At 39.4% G+C, this 23,273-nt stretch carries 21 protein-coding genes, 1 tRNA gene and 1 pseudogene; 13 read left to right on the top strand and 10 right to left on the bottom strand.

Translation table 11 applies throughout. The features are described 5' to 3' along the window. The first annotated feature begins 170 nt into the window (after positions 1 to 170). From iglE to iglH, 4 genes are read left to right on the top strand one after another with little or no spacing between them, the layout of a single operon-like run. Positions 171 to 590 carry a type VI secretion system lipoprotein IglE gene (gene iglE, locus ACY10D_RS06970; RefSeq protein ID WP_487000033.1) on the top strand — a complete coding sequence of 140 codons (420 nt, stop codon included), beginning with the start codon at positions 171 to 173 and terminating at the stop codon, positions 588 to 590. Beyond that, a complete protein-coding gene (tssI, locus tag ACY10D_RS06965; protein ID WP_487000032.1) occupies positions 590 to 1,081 on the top strand; it encodes a type VI secretion system tip protein TssI/VgrG in 492 nt (163 codons plus the stop codon). The genes iglE and tssI overlap by 1 nt, the downstream gene beginning before the upstream one ends. Positions 1,082 to 1,090: 9 nt before the next feature. Further along, complete coding sequence (locus ACY10D_RS06960; RefSeq protein WP_487000031.1) at positions 1,091 to 4,270, top strand: DUF4280 domain-containing protein; 3,180 nt, start codon at positions 1,091 to 1,093, stop codon at positions 4,268 to 4,270. Positions 4,271 to 4,275: 5 nt separating this feature from the next. Next, entirely contained in the window at positions 4,276 to 5,748 is a 1,473-nt protein-coding gene (gene iglH / locus ACY10D_RS06955) for a type VI secretion system baseplate subunit TssF/IglH (RefSeq protein ID WP_487000030.1), read from the top strand. A gap of 116 nt (positions 5,749 to 5,864) precedes the next feature. On the opposite strand, the gene aroC is transcribed toward iglH, so the two are convergent. From aroC to ACY10D_RS06930, 5 genes are all read right to left on the bottom strand, one after another. Beyond that, positions 5,865 to 6,926, bottom strand: coding sequence for a chorismate synthase (gene aroC / locus ACY10D_RS06950; RefSeq protein WP_487000029.1), 1,062 nt, complete (start codon positions 6,924 to 6,926; stop codon positions 5,865 to 5,867). Beyond that, complete coding sequence (gene prmB / locus ACY10D_RS06945) at positions 6,916 to 7,875, bottom strand: 50S ribosomal protein L3 N(5)-glutamine methyltransferase (protein ID WP_487000028.1); 960 nt, start codon at positions 7,873 to 7,875, stop codon at positions 6,916 to 6,918. The genes aroC and prmB overlap by 11 nt, the downstream gene beginning before the upstream one ends. A 29-nt stretch (positions 7,876 to 7,904) precedes the next feature. Further along, the gene (gene cysS / locus ACY10D_RS06940) at positions 7,905 to 9,293 is read right to left on the bottom strand and encodes a cysteine--tRNA ligase (protein ID WP_487000034.1); all 1,389 of its coding nucleotides are present in this window, start codon (positions 9,291 to 9,293) and stop codon (positions 7,905 to 7,907) included. A gap of 91 nt (positions 9,294 to 9,384) precedes the next feature. Then, positions 9,385 to 10,503 carry a tRNA guanosine(34) transglycosylase Tgt gene (tgt, locus tag ACY10D_RS06935; RefSeq protein ID WP_487000027.1) on the bottom strand — a complete coding sequence of 373 codons (1,119 nt, stop codon included), beginning with the start codon at positions 10,501 to 10,503 and terminating at the stop codon, positions 9,385 to 9,387. Between the two features lie 92 nt (positions 10,504 to 10,595). Then, positions 10,596 to 10,946: an ArsC/Spx/MgsR family protein gene (locus ACY10D_RS06930; protein ID WP_487000026.1), complete on the bottom strand. Its 351-nt coding sequence runs from the start codon at positions 10,944 to 10,946 to the stop codon at positions 10,596 to 10,598. Between the two features lie 306 nt (positions 10,947 to 11,252). Here ACY10D_RS06930 and aphA point away from each other — a divergent pair, with 306 nt between their 5' ends. The 7 genes and pseudogenes from aphA to ACY10D_RS06895 all read left to right on the top strand — a co-directional run bounded on the left by aphA (position 11,253) and on the right by ACY10D_RS06895 (position 17,915). Beyond that, the gene (gene aphA, locus ACY10D_RS06925) at positions 11,253 to 11,954 is read left to right on the top strand and encodes an acid phosphatase AphA (protein ID WP_487000025.1); all 702 of its coding nucleotides are present in this window, start codon (positions 11,253 to 11,255) and stop codon (positions 11,952 to 11,954) included. Positions 11,955 to 12,134: 180 nt separating this feature from the next. Beyond that, the gene (lexA, locus tag ACY10D_RS06920; RefSeq protein WP_487000024.1) at positions 12,135 to 12,752 is read left to right on the top strand and encodes a transcriptional repressor LexA; all 618 of its coding nucleotides are present in this window, start codon (positions 12,135 to 12,137) and stop codon (positions 12,750 to 12,752) included. A gap of 350 nt (positions 12,753 to 13,102) precedes the next feature. Continuing rightward, the gene (locus ACY10D_RS06915; protein WP_283157427.1) at positions 13,103 to 13,249 is read left to right on the top strand and encodes a hypothetical protein; all 147 of its coding nucleotides are present in this window, start codon (positions 13,103 to 13,105) and stop codon (positions 13,247 to 13,249) included. 13 nt (positions 13,250 to 13,262) lie between these two features. Beyond that, positions 13,263 to 14,741, top strand: a complete 1,479-nt coding sequence (gene xseA / locus ACY10D_RS06910; RefSeq protein WP_487000023.1) for an exodeoxyribonuclease VII large subunit — start codon at positions 13,263 to 13,265, stop codon at positions 14,739 to 14,741. Next, positions 14,731 to 14,940, top strand: coding sequence for an exodeoxyribonuclease VII small subunit (xseB, locus tag ACY10D_RS06905; protein WP_117003579.1), 210 nt, complete (start codon positions 14,731 to 14,733; stop codon positions 14,938 to 14,940). Before xseA ends, xseB begins: the two co-directional genes overlap by 11 nt. 81 nt (positions 14,941 to 15,021) lie before the next feature. Then, positions 15,022 to 16,731, top strand: a complete 1,710-nt coding sequence (dsbD, locus tag ACY10D_RS06900; RefSeq protein ID WP_487000022.1) for a protein-disulfide reductase DsbD — start codon at positions 15,022 to 15,024, stop codon at positions 16,729 to 16,731. Between the two features lie 134 nt (positions 16,732 to 16,865). Continuing rightward, positions 16,866 to 17,915 (top strand): annotated as a pseudogene (locus ACY10D_RS06895) (tyrosine-type recombinase/integrase). 77 nt (positions 17,916 to 17,992) lie between these two features. Here ACY10D_RS06895 and brnA read toward each other — a convergent pair. Together brnA and ACY10D_RS06885 are read right to left on the bottom strand one after the other, a co-directional pair. Then, positions 17,993 to 18,220 (bottom strand): type II toxin-antitoxin system BrnA family antitoxin, encoded by a 228-nt coding sequence (gene brnA, locus ACY10D_RS06890; RefSeq protein WP_487000021.1) that lies wholly within the window; start codon positions 18,218 to 18,220, stop codon positions 17,993 to 17,995. Next, positions 18,207 to 18,470 (bottom strand): BrnT family toxin, encoded by a 264-nt coding sequence (locus ACY10D_RS06885; RefSeq protein WP_487000020.1) that lies wholly within the window; start codon positions 18,468 to 18,470, stop codon positions 18,207 to 18,209. The genes brnA and ACY10D_RS06885 overlap by 14 nt, the downstream gene beginning before the upstream one ends. Positions 18,471 to 18,721: 251 nt before the next feature. Between ACY10D_RS06885 and ACY10D_RS06880 the strand changes: the two genes are divergently transcribed. Further along, positions 18,722 to 19,045, top strand: a complete 324-nt coding sequence (locus tag ACY10D_RS06880; protein WP_487000019.1) for a type II toxin-antitoxin system RelE/ParE family toxin — start codon at positions 18,722 to 18,724, stop codon at positions 19,043 to 19,045. Beyond that, entirely contained in the window at positions 19,035 to 19,310 is a 276-nt protein-coding gene (locus tag ACY10D_RS06875) for a helix-turn-helix domain-containing protein (protein WP_117003486.1), read from the top strand. The genes ACY10D_RS06880 and ACY10D_RS06875 overlap by 11 nt, the downstream gene beginning before the upstream one ends. A gap of 239 nt (positions 19,311 to 19,549) precedes the next feature. Here ACY10D_RS06875 and ACY10D_RS06870 read toward each other — a convergent pair. The 3 genes from ACY10D_RS06870 to ACY10D_RS06860 form a co-directional block, all read right to left on the bottom strand. Further along, positions 19,550 to 19,626: transfer RNA gene (locus ACY10D_RS06870), tRNA-Arg, on the bottom strand. A gap of 103 nt (positions 19,627 to 19,729) precedes the next feature. Continuing rightward, entirely contained in the window at positions 19,730 to 22,735 is a 3,006-nt protein-coding gene (locus ACY10D_RS06865; protein WP_487000018.1) for an FAD-binding and (Fe-S)-binding domain-containing protein, read from the bottom strand. Between the two features lie 87 nt (positions 22,736 to 22,822). Next, positions 22,823 to 23,273, bottom strand: a 451-nt coding sequence (locus ACY10D_RS06860; RefSeq protein ID WP_487000017.1) for a hypothetical protein, incomplete at its 5' end; no start/stop codon positions are given.

Below are 23,273 nucleotides of genomic sequence, written 5' to 3'. Positions count from 1 at the left end.
CCCTAGCTTGGTCGAGCTTTCAGACTTTACAAGGAGAAGAATTAAATGAATAGAAAAGATCCCTATAAACCTATGCTTCTTAAGAGGGGTGGCAGCCGTAGGCTGACGGGGTGTTTTTTGGGAGTGAGGTTTGGTTGGAAATAAAAAAGAGTTAGAGCAGGAGTAAAACAATGGCAAAAATGATGAAATATATAACAATAGTGGCAGTGTTTTTAATGTTAAGCGGCTGCTCGTTAATCCCTTGGTATCATTCGACAACAATGACGGTGAAGGTCGACATGTCAAAAGATGCCAATGATAAACAGCCAATCACAATGTTGATTAGTCAACCGGCAGACCAAAAGAGTTTTGTTACCGCAGATTACGCAACCATTAGCCAAAGCGCGCTAGATCAGGGCGTTACCCGCTATGTATTTATGCCAGATCAAGGGGCACAAAAGATCTCTTTAGATGTGAGTGATACGCCTGTTGCTATTTATTTTATCTTAAAGCATCAACCGGTATCTGGGTGGAAGTATTATATTGAGAAACCGCAAGGTGAGAGTATGAGCTTCACCATTAATCAATTTAGTGTTAAAAAGGACTCATAATGGCAAAGCACGCAATCGCAATGAACAGCGACGGGATTTCGGTTGCTGTCAAAGGTAAAGAAGAAAAAGAAATCTGCAATATTCAATATAAAAGTGCGGGTGACGCAGTATTGCAAATTGGCAATGAATATAGCTTAAAAGCAGAAAAAACAATTGCATTTGTCGTTGGGGATATCACGGTTAAAGTGACTACGGATGAAGTGTTGATTCAAAAAAGTAGCACGAGCATTTCACTGAAAGACAAAGATATTAAGCTTGCAGTGGGTAGCAGTGTGATTGAGGTCAAAGACGGTGAGATTACGCTTAATGCGGATAAAGTCAGTATTACGGGTTCCAGTTCACTGAGTTTAAAATCAACAAGTAGTGCAAGCTTGCAAGGTGGTAGTGTTGCTGTTAAGGCTACTCAAGCGGCCTCTGTACAAGGGATGACAGTGGATATTAAAGGCACGACAAGTACAACGGTAAAGGGTTTAACCACCTCGGTGGGTTAAGGATTGGCTATGGCAAATGAATTGGCATATTTCCAAAAGTTTATCGAAAATTTATCGATCTATAATGAAAGTGAGACACAAGGCTTAACACAAAAAAGCAGTGTTTTGCAGCGCAATTTAAGTGCATTGAAGCAGTATGCGAGTCCTGACTATAAAGCCAGTGGTCTTGAGAATGTTAATCTCGATCAAACACAGAAATTAATTGCGGATTTGACCTCCAGATCAACTCAAGCACCAGATGCTCCAAATATACAAAGTTTAAAAGCGGCAAATGATTCATTAACCGATGCAAGATCCGCTGGTGATATGTCAAAAGTTGCTAAAATATCCGAGAATTTAAGCCCGCAAGTAAGTAATTTTCAGCAAAGTGAAAAGGAAGCTCTATTAACGAGGCAATCACAGCGAGTTAATGTTGATCCGCAAACCATGACACCGAGTAGTGAATATATCAATGCCTTGGGTGATCAGCTAAAGAAAAGCCAAGCACAAGCACCCGCAATAGGCGCTACTAATGTAGCAAACGATAGCAATCAAAAGACAAGTTTGCTACAGATCCATAAAAATATTCTTGGCTTAAATTCAGAAAGTAGTGTTGAAGATATCAATAGCCAGACACAGGCGTATGCCCAGTATCAAGAGAATCTATCAAAAGAGTTAAGTGATTTGAGTAATGGGAATAAAGGCAATACAGGCAAAGATGCAGTAAGTGAGATTGCAAAAAAGCAAACCTTAGCTGATTTTATGGGGTACCCCAATGCCTCATTCGATGCTAAGACTGCAAATACAGCTGTTTTACCCATGAGTGATCAAATAATGATGAAAAACACAGATTTTTTGCAGCAAATAGGACAAATAAAACTGCCTGAGAATGACGCTGAAACGGTTAAATCAATCGTTAGTTACCATGAAGAAGCTGCCAAAGCACAAAACGTGCAGCTAGGAGATCCAAATACGGCATCAGCACATGTGCAAGATCTGGCAAGTAGTACGCAAGATACACAAAAGCAACAAGCATTGAATAAACTAAATGGGCAAGTGCAAAGTTGGTCGGTGTTTGTGGTACCTGCTGGTTTACCACTTGTAGCTGAAAATGTCAGTAAAAAGGCACGGATGTTAGGCGATGCGCAATCAACAGCGGTCAAGCAAAGTCAATCAGCAGAAAATCGCAAGATGGAGGTTGTTGCTCGTGAGGGTGTAGTGATGGTGTTAAATGATGATAGTACATCGCATCTTATTGGCAGTGATCTACAAAGCGCTAAGCAGGCGCGTTTCGAGCAAGCATTTGCAAGTATGCCATCGCAACAAGTGACACGCTTGCAAAGTGATTATTTGACGAGTGTTGCTAAAGTGACGCCAAGTTTACTCATTGCTCAATCACAGGTAAGCGCATCACCATTATCAGAATTAACCAATGCGCATGCTGCGGTTATGACAGAATTCTCGGGATTAAAAACAAGTGCGTTGGCATGGCAAGGAGATCCTAGTAGCGATGAGCTCTTAGCCAGTTATCAAGCACATTTACAAAGCACAACAGCGGCGTTAGATCAGTTTAAGCAACAAATACCAACGGCTTTGGCATTTCAATCACAACTTGCTATAAATGCTAATGCATTACATGATTCACTTTGTCCATGTGTACCTGATATGAGCTTCAATGCACAAGAAATGCTGCCAAAAATGACTGAGCTACAAAGCGCATTAGATCATTTGCCTAAATTACCCCAAGGTGGAAGCTTTGATAGTAGCGCTATTGTTGGACCGTATACAGCAAGTTTAAATGCAATGTTGGCTGAACAAGGTAATGAATCATTGGCATTGCAGGCAAGTATCAATGCAGAAATTATGAAGCTTCAAAATCTATCACAAAATCTACCCAAAGTGCCTACGGCGAATATGCAAATGGCAAGCTGTTTGTGTGATGAAGTGTTGGATGCTTTTAGCCAGTTAAAATCGCTTATTGCCAAGATCAGTTTACCTAGTGTTAATACGCCAAGCTTGGCATCATTGCCTGATCTGGCAAGCTTTTTGCAAGGCATAGATCTTAATACAATGTCATTGCCTGATGTGTTAAGCTTGCTTAAGCAAATTCAAATGGAACTTGATGCATTATGTCAAAATTTAGCAAATGCGATGAGTTTCTCGATGCCGCCCTTGATGGGAGTGCCAAACCTACCTCCGCTGTCGGTTGATCTATTATCTCCTTTACAAGACTTGCAAAATTGCTTGTCAATGTTGCTCAATAAGGAGGTACCATTACCTAGCGGTTTTTCTATGGCGAGTGTGGCTAATCTTAATGACATCTTAGAGCCAGTACTTAATTATCAGCGTCAATTTATGGCATTGGATCAACAAAATTTTATCAATGCCATGGGGAGCCCATCGCTACCTAACATGCAAGCCTTGTTAAGTGGCGCGATACCGAGTATGTCAACATCTGGTATCCCGAGTGTCAACGATTTAATTCCTGAAACACCTAAGCTGTTGAATCAGCTACAAAGTTGTGAGAATTTAGCGCATATTGAAGATGAAATTAATGAGATTAATAATGCCTTAGCCCTAGCCGCAGGCGAGATTGGCTCACATGCGCAAAAGTCAAAAAATGCGGCCAAAGCGTTAGATGAAATGCAGGCAAAAACGATACAGATGCAAAATGTGATCGCAGTTCAGCAGCGTAACATTCAAAGCGCACAAACAGCAAAACAGCTTGCTGAGCAAGCTGAACTTGAGGTCGCTTTAGCAAACTTAAATAACTCGATGAGTAATACAGCCGTATTAAGTGGTCAAGCAGCAAGTGCATTAAGTGCCAGTAGTGGCTCGCCACAAGCAACAATGGTTACTTGTACAAGCTCGCAAATGTTATGCACTTTTGGTTTGGGTCCTGGGATGTATAGCACGTTACGTGCAACCGTGCTGATTAATAACAAGCCTGCAGCTAATATCACCGATGCGGCACCTATGGTAAATATTTTGCCAATGCCAAGTTGTACAGCAGTGACGAATCCGGCATGGAACCCATTAAAACCTATTTCGCCGTGTATTCCAGCAGGACAGTTTATCCCAACGAATATTATGACGATGGTACAAGGCTCTCCCATTAATACGATGAATAATAAAGCGATGTGTACGACGGCAGTTGGCGGAGTTATTAGCTTTATTAATCCATCACAAATGACAACAATGACAGGGTGAAGGGTATGAATTTTTTCGATGAAAAAACGGCTTTTGTCAGCAAAAACTATGATTTATCCGATGATCATTATCAGGTATTGACCCATTTGTTTGAGGCATTGGGTAAGGATATTCAAAGCAACTTGGTGGCACAACTTAGAAGTGAGCGAGATTATCGTTTATCGCGTTATAATCAAAATCTGTTAATGCAGCTGCCTAAGCATATGCTCATTGCGGTTAAGTCAAAGATTAAAAAAGCTTGCTTAAGCCTTGAGCCAAAAGAGCGTTTTGATGTTTATGATATTCAGGCAAAAAAACAGTTTCATTATAGTAATTTAAGCGAAGTTAACTTGACGTGTTTTAAGGTTGATCATGTCGATTTAACAACGACCTCAACGCAAGTTTCATTGCAGACTGATGCCCCAACAGAGCTTAATCACAATGTCTTTGATTTGTGGATCAATCCTTTGTTGTGGAAACAAGCCGAGTTTAAATTATGTCAATTAAAAGAAATGTTGCTTAAAGAGAATAAAATTAAAGTGCGTGTCATCTATGATGATGGTACGCAAAAGGAAGTGTTAGCGACGGTTTACAATAGTGATGCATATACCTTGGGTTTAAATGATAAAACGCGTCTAGATTTATTGTCACCTGAGTTTTCTTTAAAATTAAGCATTGAGCTGTCGCAGATTCCGGTGACTGAGACGACTGCCAAAGTCAAAGAAATGATGTTGATGTTTCCCGTGGGGATATATGATAGAGCAGACTTTTTTGAGCTCATTAGCCAGAAGGATCGATTGTTTATTACTAATGTTATCCCGCTATTTAATCTCTTTGAAGCCTATTCAACATCACAAAAAATTGATGAGCGTTACGATAAAATCCCTTTACTACATCCTGAGGATCCAGAGGCTCGCGCTTGTTATGTTCATCAAGTATGGGTTAATAACCAGCCGTATAAAGATTACTACAATCATACGGTCAGTGAATATGTCTTTCATAAGCATGTTGGTAAACTTAGCTACTCTCCTAAAGATATCAATGAGGCGCTGGATATTGAGAAAAGGATTTTTGCCAAAGTAGAATGGACCCAAAAAGCCGAACACGGCAGTTTGATCAAGGTAAGCACCAATAGCTTTACCACTCAAAGCGCGCACTTTGAGTTGATTGCTTTAAAGTCTGAGCTAAGACTAAATAGCTTTCGTCATATTGATCGTGTGGTGCAGGTTTTTAGATCTTTTTCCGATCTGGATATTCGCAATAATGATGGGTTTTTATTGGCATTAAAATTCCTGTATGGTGAGGAAAATGCAGAAAGATATCAGTTTTTTAAATCGGTGATTAAAGCAGTTAATTATGATCATGTGAGCAATGTACTTGTGATTGAGGCAGCTTATCCGCATTATTATGCTTATGTGCGATATGTGGCTAATGTTGTGACGCGATTTTTCTATATCAACTCACCTCAAGTAGTCGAAGTGAAAGTGCTTGTAAAATAAAATAAAACAAGGGTTCTATAGCACCTTGATCTGCCCCGTCAATTTGGCACACGGTTTAACATTATTTGAGAGCTTTTCTGTGTCTCTAACTGTGGTTTACAATATGGGCGGTATAGTTATAAATTCTGCGCTTTGTGCTGCAAATAGTGATCAACAAGGACAAGTGCTAACATCGCCTCAGCGATGGGCACACCGCGAATGCCGACACAAGGGTCATGACGCCCCTTGGTAATGACTTCACATTGATCGCCATGAATATCAATTGAGCGACCAGGTACTAAAATGCTTGAAGTGGGTTTAAAGGCAATGCTTGCTAAGATATCTTGTCCTGAGGAAATCCCACCTAAAATGCCACCGGCATGATTGCTTAGAAAGCCTTTATCTTTAATGTACTCATCGCGATGCTCGCTACCTTTTTGGCTCACGACATCAAAACCATCACCAATAGCTACCGCTTTAACAGCATTAATACTCATCAATGCTTTGGCAATATCGGCGTCTAAACGATCAAATACCGGTTCACCCAATCCAACAGGGATATTACGTGCGACAACATTAACCTTGGCACCAATAGAATCTCCTTGTTTGCGAATGGACTGCATCAATTCCTCAAGCTGTGGAATTTTATCAGAATCAGCACAGAAAAAAGGGTTTTGTTCAATAAAGCTTTGGTCTTTAAGCTTAAGTTCAATATCACCAATCTGTGACACATAGCCAAATATTTCGCTATTAAAGCGCTCTTTTAATACCTTTTTGGCAATCGCACCTGCTGCCACACGCATCGCTGTTTCTCTTGCTGATGAGCGTCCACCGCCGCGATAATCACGAATGCCATATTTATGAAAATAGGTAAAATCAGCATGTCCTGGGCGAAATTGATCTTTGATTTCTCCATAGTCTTTGGATTTCTGATCGGTGTTTTCAATGATTAAACCAATTGGAGTGCCTGTTGTTTTTCCTTCAAACACACCAGATAAGATCTTGACCTGATCGGGTTCGCGTCGCTGTGTGGTAAACTTTGACTGCCCTGGTTTACGTCGATCTAAATCTACTTGTAGATCGTTTTCACTTAATGGCAATCCTGGCGGGCAGCCATCGACAATCGCACCTAGTGCCAAACCATGACTTTCACCGAAAGTCGTGACTTTAAATAAGGTTCCAAACGTATTACCTGGCATCTTGATAGCCCTCTGCAAACACTGATCGATAAGTCACAAGTTCATCATAGGTTAATAAGAATACACCATCACCGCCATCTTCAAAGTTAAGCCAAGTGAAGGGCACGCTTTGAAAGGCTTCTTGTAACGCATATTGGCTATTACCGACCTCCACAATTAACACACCATCTTCATTCAGATAATCAAGTGCTTCAACTAAGATCTTACGGGTGATGTCTAAACCATCGTCACCTGAGCCTAATGCCAATGCCGGTTCTTTCAAATACTCTTGTGGCATGGATGCTAAATCATTCATGTCAACATACGGCGGATTAGAGATAATCAAATCAAACTTCTGGTCAGTTAGGTCTGCAAACAAATCCGATTGTACGGCAGTAACACGTTGTTCCATATCATGCTGCTTGATATTGCGCTTAGCCACTTCTAGTGCATCTTCTGAGATATCACTTAATACCACTTCCGCATCAGGAAATACATGTGCTGTCGCAATACCGATACAGCCACTTCCAGTACATAGATCCAACACTCGTTCGACATTATGATGATTAACCCATGGCTCAAACTCATTGCGAATCAGCTCACCAAGCGGTGAACGTGGCACGATAACGCGTTGATCAACATAGAACTTCATTCCTGCAAACCATGCCGTTTTTGTAAGATACGGCAATGGCACACGATCAACCACGCGTCTATACACCCATTTAATGACTTTTTGACGTTCTACATGCGTCAAGCGCGCATCCAAAATACGGTTATCAATATCTAATGGTAAGTAAAGTGCTTGCAATACTAAATGCACTGCTTCATCCCATGCCGAATCTGTACCATGTCCATAAAAAAGCTCTGCCTCTAGAAAACGAGATGTCGCCCAACGCAGATAATCACGGATTGTATGTAAATCCTGCGCCAATGCATCAACATTAACATCACCACCAAATATATCACTCATCTTTTACCCTCGTTTTTACTTTACGTGCTTTACGCTCTTTTCCAGATTGTGCCCGTTGCTGAGTCCTCAAGCAATACACCTTGCTCTGCTAACGTTTGGCGAATCTGGTCTGCTTTGGCATAGTCTTTATTCTTTTTCGCATCAATACGCTCAGCAATCATGGTTTCAATCACATCATCACTTAAATCATCAGCACCACTATGCTTAAAATAGCTCTCTGGCGAGTGCTTAAGGATACCTAATACACTAGCAAGCTCCAATAACAACTGAGCAAAGCCAACTGCTTTTTGTTGATCATTTGTGCGATATTTATTGATCTCTTTGGCAATGGCAAATAACACTGGCAATGCTTCTGGTGTGTTAAAGTCATTATTCATCGCTTGTTTAAAGTCATTAATATATTGCTTTGCTTCTGCTATTTCTGCTGTCTTTTCAGTAATCTCAATGCCACGCAATGCCGTGTATAAACGCTCAATTGCTGCTTTCGCCTGATCTAAATTCTCCTTAGAGTAATTGATTTCACTGCGATATTGTCCTGAAATCAAAAAGAAGCGAACTACTTCAGGGTGATACTCAGATAATACCTCTTTGATGGTGAAGAAGTTATTCAATGATTTAGACATCTTCTCATCATCAACCTGTACCATGCCAGAGTGCAACCAATAATTAGCAAAGCTGCAACCATTAGCCGCTTCTGATTGTGCGATCTCATTCTCATGATGCGGGAAACGTAAATCTGAACCTCCCGCATGAATATCAAAATTATCCCCCAAGAGTTTTTTAGACATTGCTGAGCACTCAATATGCCAACCCGGGCGACCTTGCCCCCATGGCGAATCCCAACTTGGCTCACCGGCTTTGGCAGCTTTCCACAATACAAAGTCTAGGGGATTTTCTTTTTGTTCATTACTTTCAATCCGTGCACCAACACGCAAGTGTTCCAAACTTTGCTTACTTAATTTGCCATAGTTATTAAATGCTTCAACGCGATAATAAACATCGCCATTGCCCGGTGCATAAGCAAAGCCTTTAGCAATAAGATTTTCAATCATCTGGCACATTTCAGGAATCGTTTGCGTGGCTCGTGGGTCAAAATCAGGTCTTAGGATATTTAAACGATCTAAATCGTCATACATGCTTTTGATTGTGCGCTCAACGAGTGCATCGGTTGATTCACCATTCTCATTGGCACGTTTAATAATCTTATCATCAATATCGGTGATATTGCGCACATAAGTTACATCGTAATTACAAAAGCGAAAATAACGTACAATAACATCAAAGGCGATCTGGGTGCGCGCATGTCCAATATGACAATCATCATAAACCGTCATGCCACAGACGTACATTTTTAATTTTTGTGGGCTAATCGGCTGAAACAGCTCCTTTTTTCCAGATAATGAATTGTATAAATAGATACTCATGAATCTTGCATTGGCATGGTTATAATAAGCTTATGTTACCATCGCCTTAGCAAGGTTGAAATACACAATTCACAATTGTGTCATTTTATGCTTTAAGCTCTGGCGTCGGCTGACCAATATCGTTATAAAATTCCTGCACAAAATCCTCAAAACGATCTTCATCTAGCGCGTTACGGATATTCTTCATTAAACGCTGATAGTAAGTGATATTGTGAATTGTATTTAAACGTGCACCCAAGCTTTCCTTGGTTTTATCCAAATGATGTAAATAGCTTCTTGAGAAATTCTTACAAGTATAACAATCGCAACTTTCATCCAAAGGTGAGGTATCTGTTTTATATTGACTATTGCGAATACGGATAACACCGCTTTTTACAAACAAATGACCATTGCGGGCATTTCTTGATGGCATCACGCAATCAAACATATCAACCCCTCGGCGCACACCCTCAACCAGATCTTGCGGCTTACCAACACCCATTAAATAGCGTGGTTTATCTTCAGGCATTTGATGTGCTGTATGATCTAAAATACGAATCATATCAGGCTTGGGCTCACCAACAGACAAACCACCAATTGCGTAACCATCAAAGCCAATGTCCGTTAATGCTTTTAAGGATTGATCACGTAAATGCTCATACATCCCACCTTGGATAATCCCAAATAAAGCCGATGGATTATCGCCATGTGCGATTTTGCTTCTTAATGCCCAGCGCATCGACAACTCCATCGATGCCTTTGTTTCAAGCTCTGTTGCTGGATACGGTGTACACTCATCAAAACACATCACGATATCAGATCCTAGATCACGCTGAATCTGCATTGATATTTCAGGATCTAAAAACACTTTTGAGCCATCAAGTGGCGAGCGAAAGGTAACCCCTTCTTCGGTAAGCTTTCTAAGTGCGCCTAGGCTAAACACCTGAAAGCCACCCGAATCCGTTAATATCGGTCCTTGCCACTGCATAAAATCATGCAAATCGCCATGCATTTTGACGATCTCAGTGCCTGGACGCAGCCATAAGTGAAAAGTATTGCCAAGTAAGATTTCAGCACCCGTGGCTTTAACATCTTCAGGTGACAAAGATTTGACTGCACCATAGGTGCCTACTGGCATAAACGCAGGCGTTTGTACCTGCCCACGCTCAAACGTTAAAGTGCCGCGACGCGCTTTGGCACTTTTCTTTAATAAAGTAAATTTCATGTTATGCGACCACTATCGACAATAAAGGGCTCATAGTAGACAATTCGCCCTAAAATAAAAAGCAAAAAACGTCAAAAATGCCACTTTGATAACTATTCTAAAATAGCGATCATATCCTCCAAGGGACGTGCAATGGCAGCTTTGTCCCTCGTCTCCAAAATTGGGCGCTGCATTAATTTAGGTGTTTTTACTAAAATTTCTGCAATCTCACTATCTGAGCGTTTCTCAACATCATTGATATTTAAAGCTTTGAAATCATCATCACCACTACGAATAAGCATGTGTTTGGCAACAGTTAACTTCTCTAAAATTCGCAATATATCTGCTTGAGATAACGGTGTATTGAGATACTCAATCACTTGAACGTCATAATTATTTTGCGTTAAAAACGCTAATGCCGCACGCGATTTACTACAGCGAGGGTTGTGATATAGCTTATACATATCAATTATCCAAATGAATTTTCTAATGTTGCTAATACTAATTTTATTTGGTATCGCAAACAACAATTTTTAGGTCTTTTGAAGCAATATGCATACGTTAAATTGAATTATTATCTAGCTATTGTATAAACACTCTCGCGATAAAGCCCCAAGATACTCTATAATCACCTAATAAATTCAAACTCTAGTGTTCCGCATTCTCAAGATCACGTTAACTTCATTAACACAACCTGCATGACAATTTCATTTTTTTTGTGTATTTTGCGGCAATGATATTTTCATATACTGAAGTGAGGGAATTTAAACATGCTTAAAAAAGCCACATTAATTACATCTTGCATTGTCTTTGCGTTATTCGCGCAAATAACAGTTGCCAACACACATAGCACATTAAATCCGGGCGTTACAATGAGTGAGCTCAGTCAGCGCATGCCAGTGCATTGGGTCTCTGTTGAGCAAATTAAACAGAGTTTAGCCAACACCAAGCCCATTAATGTCGGCTTTGATGTTGATGATACTCTGCTATTCTCAAGTCCTGGTTTCTTTCGTGGTAAGCAGGAGTTCTCACCAAAGAGCAATGAGTTTCTTAAGAATCCCAAATTTTGGCAGAAAATGAATAATGACTGGGATTATTTCTCCATTCCCAAACAATCAGGATATGCACTTATCCAAATGCATCTTAAACGAGGAGATCATATTTACTTTATCACTGGAAGACCTAAAACAAAGACAGAAAAATTAACGAGTATTCTGCAGCATGATTTTGATATTCCTAAAGATAAAATGAATCCAGTTATTTTTAGTGGTCCTAAGCATGGCGCGAAAACGCCTTATATTAAAGAACATAAAATCACGCTTTATTATGGCGACTCTGATGGGGATATTAGCGATGCACGTGCGGCAGGTGCCAAAGCAATCCGTGTCCTGCGCCCTTTAAACTCAACGCATAAACCGATGCCACACAATGGTAAATTTGGCGAAGAAGTACTTATTAACTCTCAATATTAAACTTAATTTGAACTTATTTGCATATTACGCTTGATTTTAAACTTTTTTAGAACATAATAAGCGATATACCACTCGTGAATCATTTTGCGTTGTTTAATGTCAAAGAACAAGAAATTCAATGGCAGAAAGACTGTAAAATGGTTTGCGGGCGGTATAGATCAACGGCAAGGAGATAGGTTCATGTTAAATAACAAAGAGCAGCAAGTTTTAAACATTATCCAGAGTTTTCAGGCTGAAAATGGCTACTCACCTACCTTTAGTGACATTGCAGAAGCTTTGAATCTCAAATCAAAAGCCACAGTTTCTTACTATATTAAAGCGCTCAAAGAAAAGGGTTATATCCACATCCCTAAAGGTAAGCGCAAGCATATTGAAATCATTGATCAAACAGATAATGGGCAGCATAATCTTCTTCATTTACCATTGGTTGGCACGATTGCCGCAGGTTTACCGCTAGAAGCTTATGAGGTGATCGAAACCATTGATTTATCAGAACTTCTGAATATGCCTGATCGCTATTTATTAAAAATATCGGGCAACTCAATGCAAGAAAGTGGCATTTTAGATGGTGATCTAGTGTTGATTCAAAAACAACATATTGCCCGCAACGGTCAGATTGTCGTGGCATTAATCGATGAAAAGGAAGCAACATTAAAAGAATTTAAAATGCAGGATAATAAAACTGTAACACTTATCCCCCACAATGAAGACCTCCCCCCGATGATCTATCCTGCGCATCGCGTGAGCATTCAAGGTGTTTACTTGGGAATGCGCTTGGATAGGTCATTTTTGCTATAGAAAAAGAGAAGGAGAAAACCATGCTGAAATTTAACGATCAAATCAGTTATACTTTGCAGCTAAGTAAATATGAACAAAAACATTATGAGCAACGCCGCCAAGCGCTCAAGCAGCGTCTTTATCAAAGCGTATAATGTCAATTTGTTAAATTAATTTAAATAACTGAAGTTGTGCATTTTGTAAACACCCCGTCAGCCTGCGGCTGCCACCCCTCTTGCAAAGAGGGGAATTAGGCAATGGTGATTTTATATTCCCCTCTTTGCAAGAGAGGTGCCGAGTTTGCGAGGCGGGGTGTTGAAATAGAAAAAGTGCATGATCTTATGTAAATAAAAACCAAACCAGGAGGGTTTATGAAACATTCATCTTCATTTGAAAATAATTTGCGCCATACCGAGCTTAAGCTTGAGGCTGAAGAAATGCTAAGTGCCGGCGTGCCTTTATCGGTGATCGCCAAAACGCTAAAACTAAAAATTAGCGATATTTTAGACTTGCAATAAATTCAGATTGTATATGAGCTTAACTGCACTGACGACGATAAAAGAGCCTCTTAGCCTAAGTGACTTTTTAACACAAATTAAACAAAGCATCGATGAGCGCTTTAATGGCAATCATGGTTATTGGGTGCGTGGTGAGATCTCGCAATGGCAAAAAAATGCAGGACATTTTTATGGTGAGCTTGTTGAGTTTGACGATAACACCCAACAAATGATTGCCAAAGTACGCATCAATATGTGGGCAAGCATGGCGATTAAGATTAATGCTAAATTCCAACGCAGCACAGGGGAGTCGTTAAAGTCAGGACTAAAAGTATTGCTTTTAATCGAGCCGAACTTTCATCAAACCTTTGGCTTAAGCCTTAATATTCTTGATATTGATCCAAGCTTTACCTTAGGTGATCGTCAAGCGCGTAAGCAAGCTATTTTAACTCGATTGGAGCAAGAAGGATTACACCATAGAAATCTTAAGCTTAAGACACCTAATGATTTCACACATGTTGCCGTCATATCAAGTAAACACGCGGCAGGACTTCAAGATTTTTTTACTGAAGCAAAGCTCTTACAGAAACATCACTTATGCCAATTTGATGTTTATCATGCCAGTATGCAAGGCAAAACTTGTGCAACTGAAATTACCACACAATTGCGCACGATTTACAAATCCATAAAAGCACATCAGAAAAACTATGACTGCATTGTCATTATACGTGGTGGAGGTGCTGAGTCTGATCTTGATGGCTTTAATTACTTTGAGCCCGCTAATGCAATTTGCCATATGCCGATTACTGTTTTTACTGGTATTGGGCATAAGCGTGATCAAACGATACTTGATCAACTTGCCAATAAAAGTTTTGATACCCCATCTAAGGTGATTCAATTTATTAAAGAAAATATCATTACCAAAGCGCAAAATGCACAAAAGCATTTTGACTTTACTATTAGCCAAGCACGTCATTTAGTGCAACACCATCATAAAGACGTTGAGTCTAAACAAACTTCAGCACAACACCTGATAAAAACAACATTGAATCATCATAAAACGATTTATGCGCACTATTTCCAATTAATTATAAGCTTCTCAAAAGAAGCCTTAAGTTACCAGAAACAACTGCATGAGCGCCACTACCATGAACTAATGCAGTTAACACATCGTTATACACATATCGCGCAAACTAATATTGAATATATTGCAACACACGTACATACGTTAGCAAAGGCGATGTTACAACAGCACACATTTCAAGTTACCCACTGGCATTCAAGCGCATTGACACAAGCCAAAGTTGTCTTAGAATACGCCAATAACAGCATTCAAGCGCAATATAAACTAATCTTAAGCGCTTCAATTGAACCAACACTTAAGCGTGGCTTTAGCCTAACGAGTGATGACGGGAAATATATTACCTCTGCCCAAAGTGCCAAAAGCTGTGATAAACTCACCATTCATTACCATGATGGTCAAATAGCTGCAGAGATTACAAATGACAAATAAAACCAAAACTTATGCTGAGAACTATGCCATTTTAGAAGAGATTAACTATCAGCTCCAGCAAGGACAAAATAACCCCAACATGATCGATGAACTCGCCCCTATGTTGGAAAAAGCATCCAAAAGCTATCTTGTTTGCAAAGAGCGTATTGCCGCTGCCGAAAAGTTTATCGCTGAATTTGAGAATAAAAATAATCTCTAAAGCACCACTTAGGCACTTCATTTCCAGCAGCATCGTGCTACCATGCCATTTATTAGTATATATCTTGCAATGAGTTTTTTTGTGTTACGACGACAGCTAAACTGTTTGTTATTCTTGTTAGTGTTTAGCCTATTTGGCTTTGCTAATGCTAATAATTTCTTAGCGGGTAGTAATTTCAGCAATATTGATCTCTTTAACTCACCTGAACAATCTTTTAACAAGCTAAGCGTGATAGAAACTCAAAACAAAGGTGAAATCACCTTATGCTGGCGCATTCCCAAGGGGCAATATCTTTATAAAAATAAAATTAGCATACAGCTACAACATGCTGATCAAGCAGAGCTTGGAGAAATTTACTTTCCTCCAGCAACTACACATCCCGTGTTTAAAAATGAGCCCGTGTATACCAATCAAGTATTACTGCGTATCCCGCTGTCAGGTGAAATAACACCTAACAGTAAGCTCGAGGTTAAATACCAAAGTTGTGACACTAATTTATGCCATTTACCACAAGTCAAAGAAATCACAATTGATCAAAACGTATTACCCTATGAACAAAATGACTTTAACTGGTTGGGTATTTTAGCACTTCTCGGTATTGGCTTATTACTTGCATTCACACCTTGTGTTTTACCGATGTTGCCAATTATCAGCGCCATTGTTGTCGGTAAAAATCACAGTAAGTTTTACAGTTTTCTATTAGCGCTTTCCTATGTGCTTGGAATGTCCGTGATGTATGCTATTTTGGGGATTATTATTAGCAGCATTGGACTATCTTTCCAGATTTTCTTTCAGCAAAGCTGGGTCATTATTTTATTTGCTACATTATTTGCTGTATTAGCGCTATCCATGTTTGGTGTTTTTCAAATTCAGCTACCTCAAGCCATCAGTGCGCGCCTTGGGCAGTCGCAACACAATATTAAAACCGGTGGCATATTCGCAAGCTTTCTCATGGGTGCAATTGCAAGCTTGGTATTATCACCTTGTACATCAGCACCGTTAATTGGTGTACTAACGACCATTGTGCAAACAGGCGATATTCTCTACGGAGGTGTGGCACTTTTTGCTCTAGGTTTTGGTATGGGTGTGCCTCTGATGCTTATCGCGCTTGGGCTTAAGCGCTTTGTACCGAAATCAGGCGCATGGATGCAGGAAATCAAAGTCATTTTTGGCTTTGCGATGTTAGCAATGGCAATTTTCCTTCTAAGTCGCATCACCCTATTAGAAGCTATTATTTTTAGCCTATATGCTCTATTGATTAGCGCTTATTTGCTCTATCTTGTTTACGCATCTGTCATATCCGAATTTATTCAACAAAAAACCAAACATTTTATTGCGGCCATTATCCTGTTTTTGGCGTTGTTAACTATAGTTGCCAATCACACCTTACACACCACAAACAAGCCAAGTATAGCCTCTACACAAAATGACTTTACTACAGTCTTTAATAGCCAAGAGCTAAAGCAACAAGTCACTTTAGCATTAAAAACGCATCAATACGTTCTAGTTGACTACTTTGCACATTGGTGTGAGAGTTGCTTAAAGCTTAAAGTGATTTTGCTATCGCCTGCTATGCAAGAGTACTTTAAGAAAAATAATATCAAGGTCATTAAGGTGGATGTTTCAGACTATAACATCAATAGCACAGAGCTGCTTAAAACGGCGAACGTATTAGGTTTACCAACACTGATTTTACGCAATCAACAAAATAGTGAAATTAAACGCATTGCAGGTGTGGTTGATGTTAATACATTGAAGCAGCAACTTAATACAGTGCTCTCACAAGGGTAGATTAAGTCTGCAAGTAATTCACGATTGGAACAGCTCAACCTCTAATTCAGCAACGTTGCGTTCTTCGGTATCAAAGCTTATGCCAATGAGATAGCTGGGCTTAGCTAGAGCAAGGTATCTATAAGGCTTTAAGAGTGGCGCACCCGAGACGATTTGAACGTCCAACCTTTGGCTCCGGAGAGGGTTATGGGGCATTTTCGGGGTTTTTTCAGTTCCGTGTCAATGTGCTTGTATTGAGAGTTTTTCCATCTGGAGCTAAAACATTTACCGTTTTGTATAGAAATACTGATAAAAAACAAAAACGCTATACCATAGGGAAATTCCCAACTATACCACTGCCTGTAGCTAAAAAAGAAGCTCAGAGGCTTTTGTTGTTAGTATCCCAAGAGCATGATATACAAAACGAGAAAAAACAAGCAGGTGACAGTGGTAAGCTTACACTTAAATCATATTTGGAGCGCTTTTATATAGATTGGAGCAGGAAAAATCATAGAAGTTATATTCAAATCCATCATAGGTTGTTAAATACTTGCCAACCACTACATGGAATGCCTTTGGAGGAACTTGATTTGAAAGCGCTTAATAACTTTTTGTTTCAATACAAAAATGATGCGAATGTGTCAGACTCAACACTAAACAAAACAGCTACTGTTGTCCTGAAAGGCGCAGTTAGTCGAGCAGTAGAGTTTGGTTATCTGCAAGAGAACAAGTTGGCTGGGTTTAAAAAATTCAAGGAGTCGCCTGGCAAAATACGTTATTTGTCTAACCGTGAGTCTGCATCTTTATTAAAAGCTTTAGATGATGCAGACGAGCTGATTAGTAATCTGGTGAAAGTTGCCTATTATACTGGAATGCGGCGTGGCGAGATTTTCACATTAACATGGTCTGATATAGATTTAAAAACCAATTAGATCACGCTAGATAAAGGTAATACAAAATCAGGGCATTCAAGGAGTATTCCAATGCACAAAAATATTAGACAGATTTTCTTGGATATGTCTAGTTCAGGAAAACAATCTGGCATTGTGTTTAAATCGCCAATAACAGGCTCAAAGTTTGATAATATTAATAAATCTTGGGCGACACTTATGAGAAAAGCAGGTATTAAAAATTTTCGATTCCATGACTTGAGACATAACTTTGCTAGCCAGTTGGTGATGAAGGGTGAAAGTTTATGTTACTAGGACATAGTGATTTTAAAATGACATTGCGATATGCTCATCTAGCCCCAGAGCATAAGCAAAAGGCTGTTGATTTACTATTATAAATGGCTTGATTGAATTCTTTCTGCAATCCATGTTTTAATTACAGCTTGCCGAGTAATCCCCAGTAATCTAGCTTGGCTATCTAAAGCAGCCAAAACCCACTCAGGGAAATCAACGTTTACACGTTTAACCTTTAGATTTGGTCGAGAAGCTTTAGACCAGTCTATGTTTGCATCTAAGTCACTACCATCATTAAATGCTGCTTCAAATTCAGATGTTTTCATAATATGTCACCTCATTTTTTCTTGAGCGTCTGACTGATATAATTCTAATTAGATCACCTCTGTATGTAAATACAGCAGCCCAGTGTCTTTTGTTAATTATGCCAATTGCCAAATAGCGTGGCTCGTCTATTAGTTTTGCTGGAGCTTCAAGCATAAACGGGTCACTCCATAATGCCTGAGCATCCTCAAAGTCAATTCCGTGCTTAACTTTATTTGCGATGCTTTTTTCATAGTCATATTCGAATTTCATATAATCTTAAATATGGTATAAAAATGGTATGTTTTCTATATTATAGTTAAGTGTTAAATAAAAACAACTATTGATATCATTTAGCACTAGAGTGAGGTGTTAAATGCGTATGTTTCTATCCATCATAAGAATAGCGTTGCAGGGTATTAAACAAATCATCCTCTACAGTTGCCCAGTCGTTACTGCAATATTCTTGATATTCTGCGTTTTCATGTTATCATTAAAGATAACATTGTAAGAGGATGATCGTGATGTCTTGGGTTGTGGAATTTTATTCTGGAGTTGAAAGAAATGTTTTAGAACTTCCGGATAAGCTGCAAGCAAAAATGTTAAGATTGTTTGATTTAGTGGAAGAACATAGGGCGCAGTTAGGCGAGCCTCATACTAAGGCGTTAAGCAATGGCTTGTTTGAGCTGAGAGCTAAAGCATTAGAAGGTATTGCTAGAAGCATATTCTGTTATGTTGATGGTAAGATAATAGTTCTACATGTTTTTGTAAAGAAAACCCAAAAAACACCAAAGAAAGAACTTGAGCTGGCTATAAGCCGAATGAAGGAGGTTAAAAATGAATCTTAAACAGCTAAAAGAGCAAGCTTTTAAAAATGATAATGTCAAGCACGAATACAATAAGCTTGGTGCGGAGTTTGAGTTGATTAATGAGTTAATACATCTTCGTAAAAAATCAGGTCTTACTCAAGAGCAAATAGCTTTGAAGATGGGCACCACAAGAAGTAATGTATGTCGGCTAGAGAAGCTTGGAACTCACCCAAAAGTCAGCACTTTAGAAAACTATGCCAGAGCCTGTGGATTTAAGCTTGGATTCAAATTTAGCCACTTATAATTTGGTGATCAAACAAATCATCCTCAACAGTTGCCCAGCTATTGCTGAACATTTTCAATGCATCAGATGTTTGTGCTGGTTCTTCAGAGAAAGTGATGTACCCCCTCAATTTGGGACAGTAAGTCCACCAAAAGGAAACATTCAACGATAAATTACATGACACCAAAACAGTTTGAAGATAGTATGGAATCCGAAAACCAAAAGTGTCCCAAATTGACGGGGTAGATCAGACTTAAAGCTGGCGCACCCGAGACGATTTGAACGTCCGACCTTTGGCTCCGGAGGCCAACGCTCTATCCAGCTGAGCTACGGGTGCAGAAATTTACAATCTAATAATATTGCAGGGCTGTGAAGTTAGCAAAAATCGACATTAAAATCCAGTAACATATGCTCGAATCCTCTGATTTTAATTTTTTAGATTAATTGATTAACTCTAGAAGGTGAACGGCAGGGTGCTGTAATTGTTTATTGCTAAAACGTTTAACCTGACAGCGACAAGAGAAGCCTGTTGCAAGGTATTGCTTGTTTTGATTCCCCAATTCTATTTTCTTTTGCCAGCTTGAAGCATAAATCTCTTTGGATAATGTAAGATTATCTTTTTCATGTCCAAAAGTACCAGCCATACCACAACAGCCAACTTTTTCAATTATAAGCTTGGCACCAAACGCTTTAAAAATTTTCTGCCAGTGAAGCATTGATACTGCAGCAAGCGCGCGTTCTGAGCAATGGGCTAGTAAAGATAGTGTTGTCGTGTGCTCTTTGGTTGTAATATTAATAGTTGGCAGTTGTTTGACAAGCCATTCTTGTAATAGCTCAACTTTAAATTGTACTTGGTCTTTTAACACCATACGATATTCATCACGATAAACCAGGGTCATGCTCGGATCAATGCCAATCAGTGGGACATTTAAACGAGCAATTTGATTATAAAAGGCAGTAGCGCGTGCAGCCTTTTTGTGGAAGTAAGTCAAGAACCCTTTAACGTGTGCAGCTTTACCATTTTCATAAAACGGCAGCACAAAGACAGAAAATCCAAGCTTAGTTAATAAATCATATACTGCCAAGATAACCTCAGCATTGTAAAAGCTAGTAAAGGCATCTTGAACGATACAAACTGTTTGTTGTGGGTTGATTGCTTGTTGTGCTTTTAACTTTTCAATGTTGAAGCTTGAGGCATTACGTTTTTTAAGCCCTGCTTTTAATGTTTCTTTAGACAGCAGTGGTGCGTCAACAAGCTTAAGTTTATTGTTTATCCATGTCTTTATAAAGGGTACGGACTGTACTGAGTTTATAAACGTTGGGTTTAAGCTTTGCCATTTAGCCGTTTGTTCGACATATTTAATGGCATAATCCTTTAAAGGGCGCTTGTAGCGCTTGTGATATTCAGCTAAAAACATCGGTTTCATTGCCGGCACATCAACCTTGATTGGGCAAGCTGTGGCACATGCTTTGCAGCCTAAGCATTTATCAAGTGATTGATAGACTTCGTAGGAGAAGTCATTCTTATTGACGTTTTGTTTTTTAGTGGATGAATCAGTAGAAAATGGATTGGGTTGATAGCCTTTTTCAGCAAGTTGCTTTAACCATTCACGTAAAAGCGCGGTACGTCCTTTGGGCGAATATACCCAGTTATGTGACACTTTTGCCGATGGGCACATCACTTGATCAGGATGGTAATTTAAGCAAGCGGCATTACCATTGCAATCAAATGCGCCTGAGAAAAGCTTTTGGGTGTTACTATCAACCTTAGCGTCTTCATTGCCGCGAAAGGGGCCGTTGACTTTGACCAGTTCGTCATTGCTGGCAAAAGGCACAACGATTTTACCTGGATTTAGTCTATTGTACGGGTCAAATGCTTTTTTGATTTTTTGCAAAGAAGTGTGTAACTCATCACCAAAATAGTCTTTGACGTACTCACTTCTAAAGCCCTTGCCATGCTCTGACCAGTAAACGCCACCGTATTTTTTAACAAGATCGTTGACTTCTTTGGTTAATCTAACAACCAACGCTTGATCTTTCGGGTCATTCATATCCAAAGCAGGGCGCATATGCAAGCAGCCAACATCAACGTGACCAAACATTCCATAACGCAAATTATAACTATCCAAAAGCGCTCTTAGTTCAACAATATAATCAGCAAGGTTTTCCGGTGGAACAGCCGTATCCTCCATAAATGGAATCGGCTTTTTGGCACCTTTCATCACACCTAATAAGCCCACTCCCTTTTTGCGAAGCTCCCATAATATAGCCATTTCATCTTTACCAGTCGCAAGATAAAAGCTACGTTCTTGCGTGTTCAGATGTTCTTTTGCTTGTTGAGTTTTAGCACTTAGTCCCTCATCGCTATGGGCAATAAATTCAATCAGATTAATGGCAGCAATGGCGTGATTGGTATGCACTTCTAGCATAGGAAGAATTTGCGGGTAAATCTCATCTTCTTTGGCAAGTTTCAAAATGTTATCATCAATGGTTTCAATTGCTGCAGGGTTTAGGTTCAATAGGTTTTTAGCATCGCGTAATGCCAAGTCAAAATCACTATAGCTAATGGCAAATAAAACCTTGTGGCTTGGGATAGCAGTGAGTTTTAACTTAAGCTTAGTAATAAATGCCAACGTGCCCTCAGCGCCTGAAATCAGATAATTAAGATTGACACTATGTGCGTGTGGATCATAGCACTTAGCAAGATTGTAGCCTGTCATGAAGCGATCAAGCTTTGGAAATTGGGCAGTGATCTTGTCATATTGGTTAATCACTTCAGTTGCAACTGATTGATAGATTTGAGTCAATAGAGAGTTGCGTCTTGAATGCTCATCAATAAGTGTATCAAGATTATTGGCATCTATTGTTTCAAATAATACGCCCTCACCATCACTTAATACGCATTCTAATTCTAATAAGTGTTCACTGGTGCGTCCATAGATGCGTGAGCCTTTACCGCAGGCATCGGTACTTGCCATGCCACCAATGGTGGCGCGATTACTTGGTGATAAATTAGGTGCAAAAAACACTTTGTGTGGCGCCAGCACTTCATTGAGTTGATCTAGGACAACACCAGGCTCAACTGAAACATAATTTTCTTTTAGATTAATCTCTAAAATATTATTCATATAGCGACTGGTATCAATAATAATGCCAGAAGTTAGCGATTGGCCATTGGTGCCAGTGCCAGCACCACGCGCGCTAAACTTAAGTTCTTGAAAGGCGTTGCTATTTGCCAAGGTGAAAATCTTGATAATATCAGCATGCTCTTTAGGAAAAAGGACAAGTTCGGGCACGACTTGATAAATACTATTATCAATTGAGCTACTGATGCGGGTGGCATAATCATGCTGTATATCACCTTTAAAGCCTGAAGTTAGTAGCTCATTTGTAAACGTTTTGCAGTGGGCGTGTTCAGTGGAAAACTTGTCAAGAATAGGCAGCATTACGTAATGGTATATGTATTTTTTATATCGCACTAGTATCCAGTCAAGTCCTTTTGATTGTCAAGTCTATGTATTAAGAATTATGAATTAAGCACAGACTGTTTTATGAAGTGATGAGGTGTGTTGTTTAAAGGTGAGAATGCTTAAAAACATTAAAGCAGCAAATGACATGACAAAAATAATCAGTGCATAAGCAAAAATTTCAGCAGGAATGATTGCGGCAACTGAGCTTACTAGAAACAACCCAAACATCTGCAGGAACCCATAAACAGCATTAGCAGCACCTGCTTTATGGCTAAAGAAGGAAAGTGCAACACCAACAACAGTTGGTCCTACGATGCTGCTACCCATAGCATAAAGCATAACGCAAATAATCAATGTTTTTTCGTCTGCAAATCCTAAAATTGAACTTACAAGTAAAATAGTACTTGCCAATACCATTAAACCTAATCCTTGAAAAAGTGTTTTTATTGCACCGAATTTCTTAAGTGAGATGATTGACATATATAAGCGAGCAATAAAAGCACAACCTATGATC

It is taken from the genome of Cysteiniphilum sp., assembly GCF_057495195.1.
This window is presented reverse-complemented; position numbering and strand designations above follow the sequence as displayed.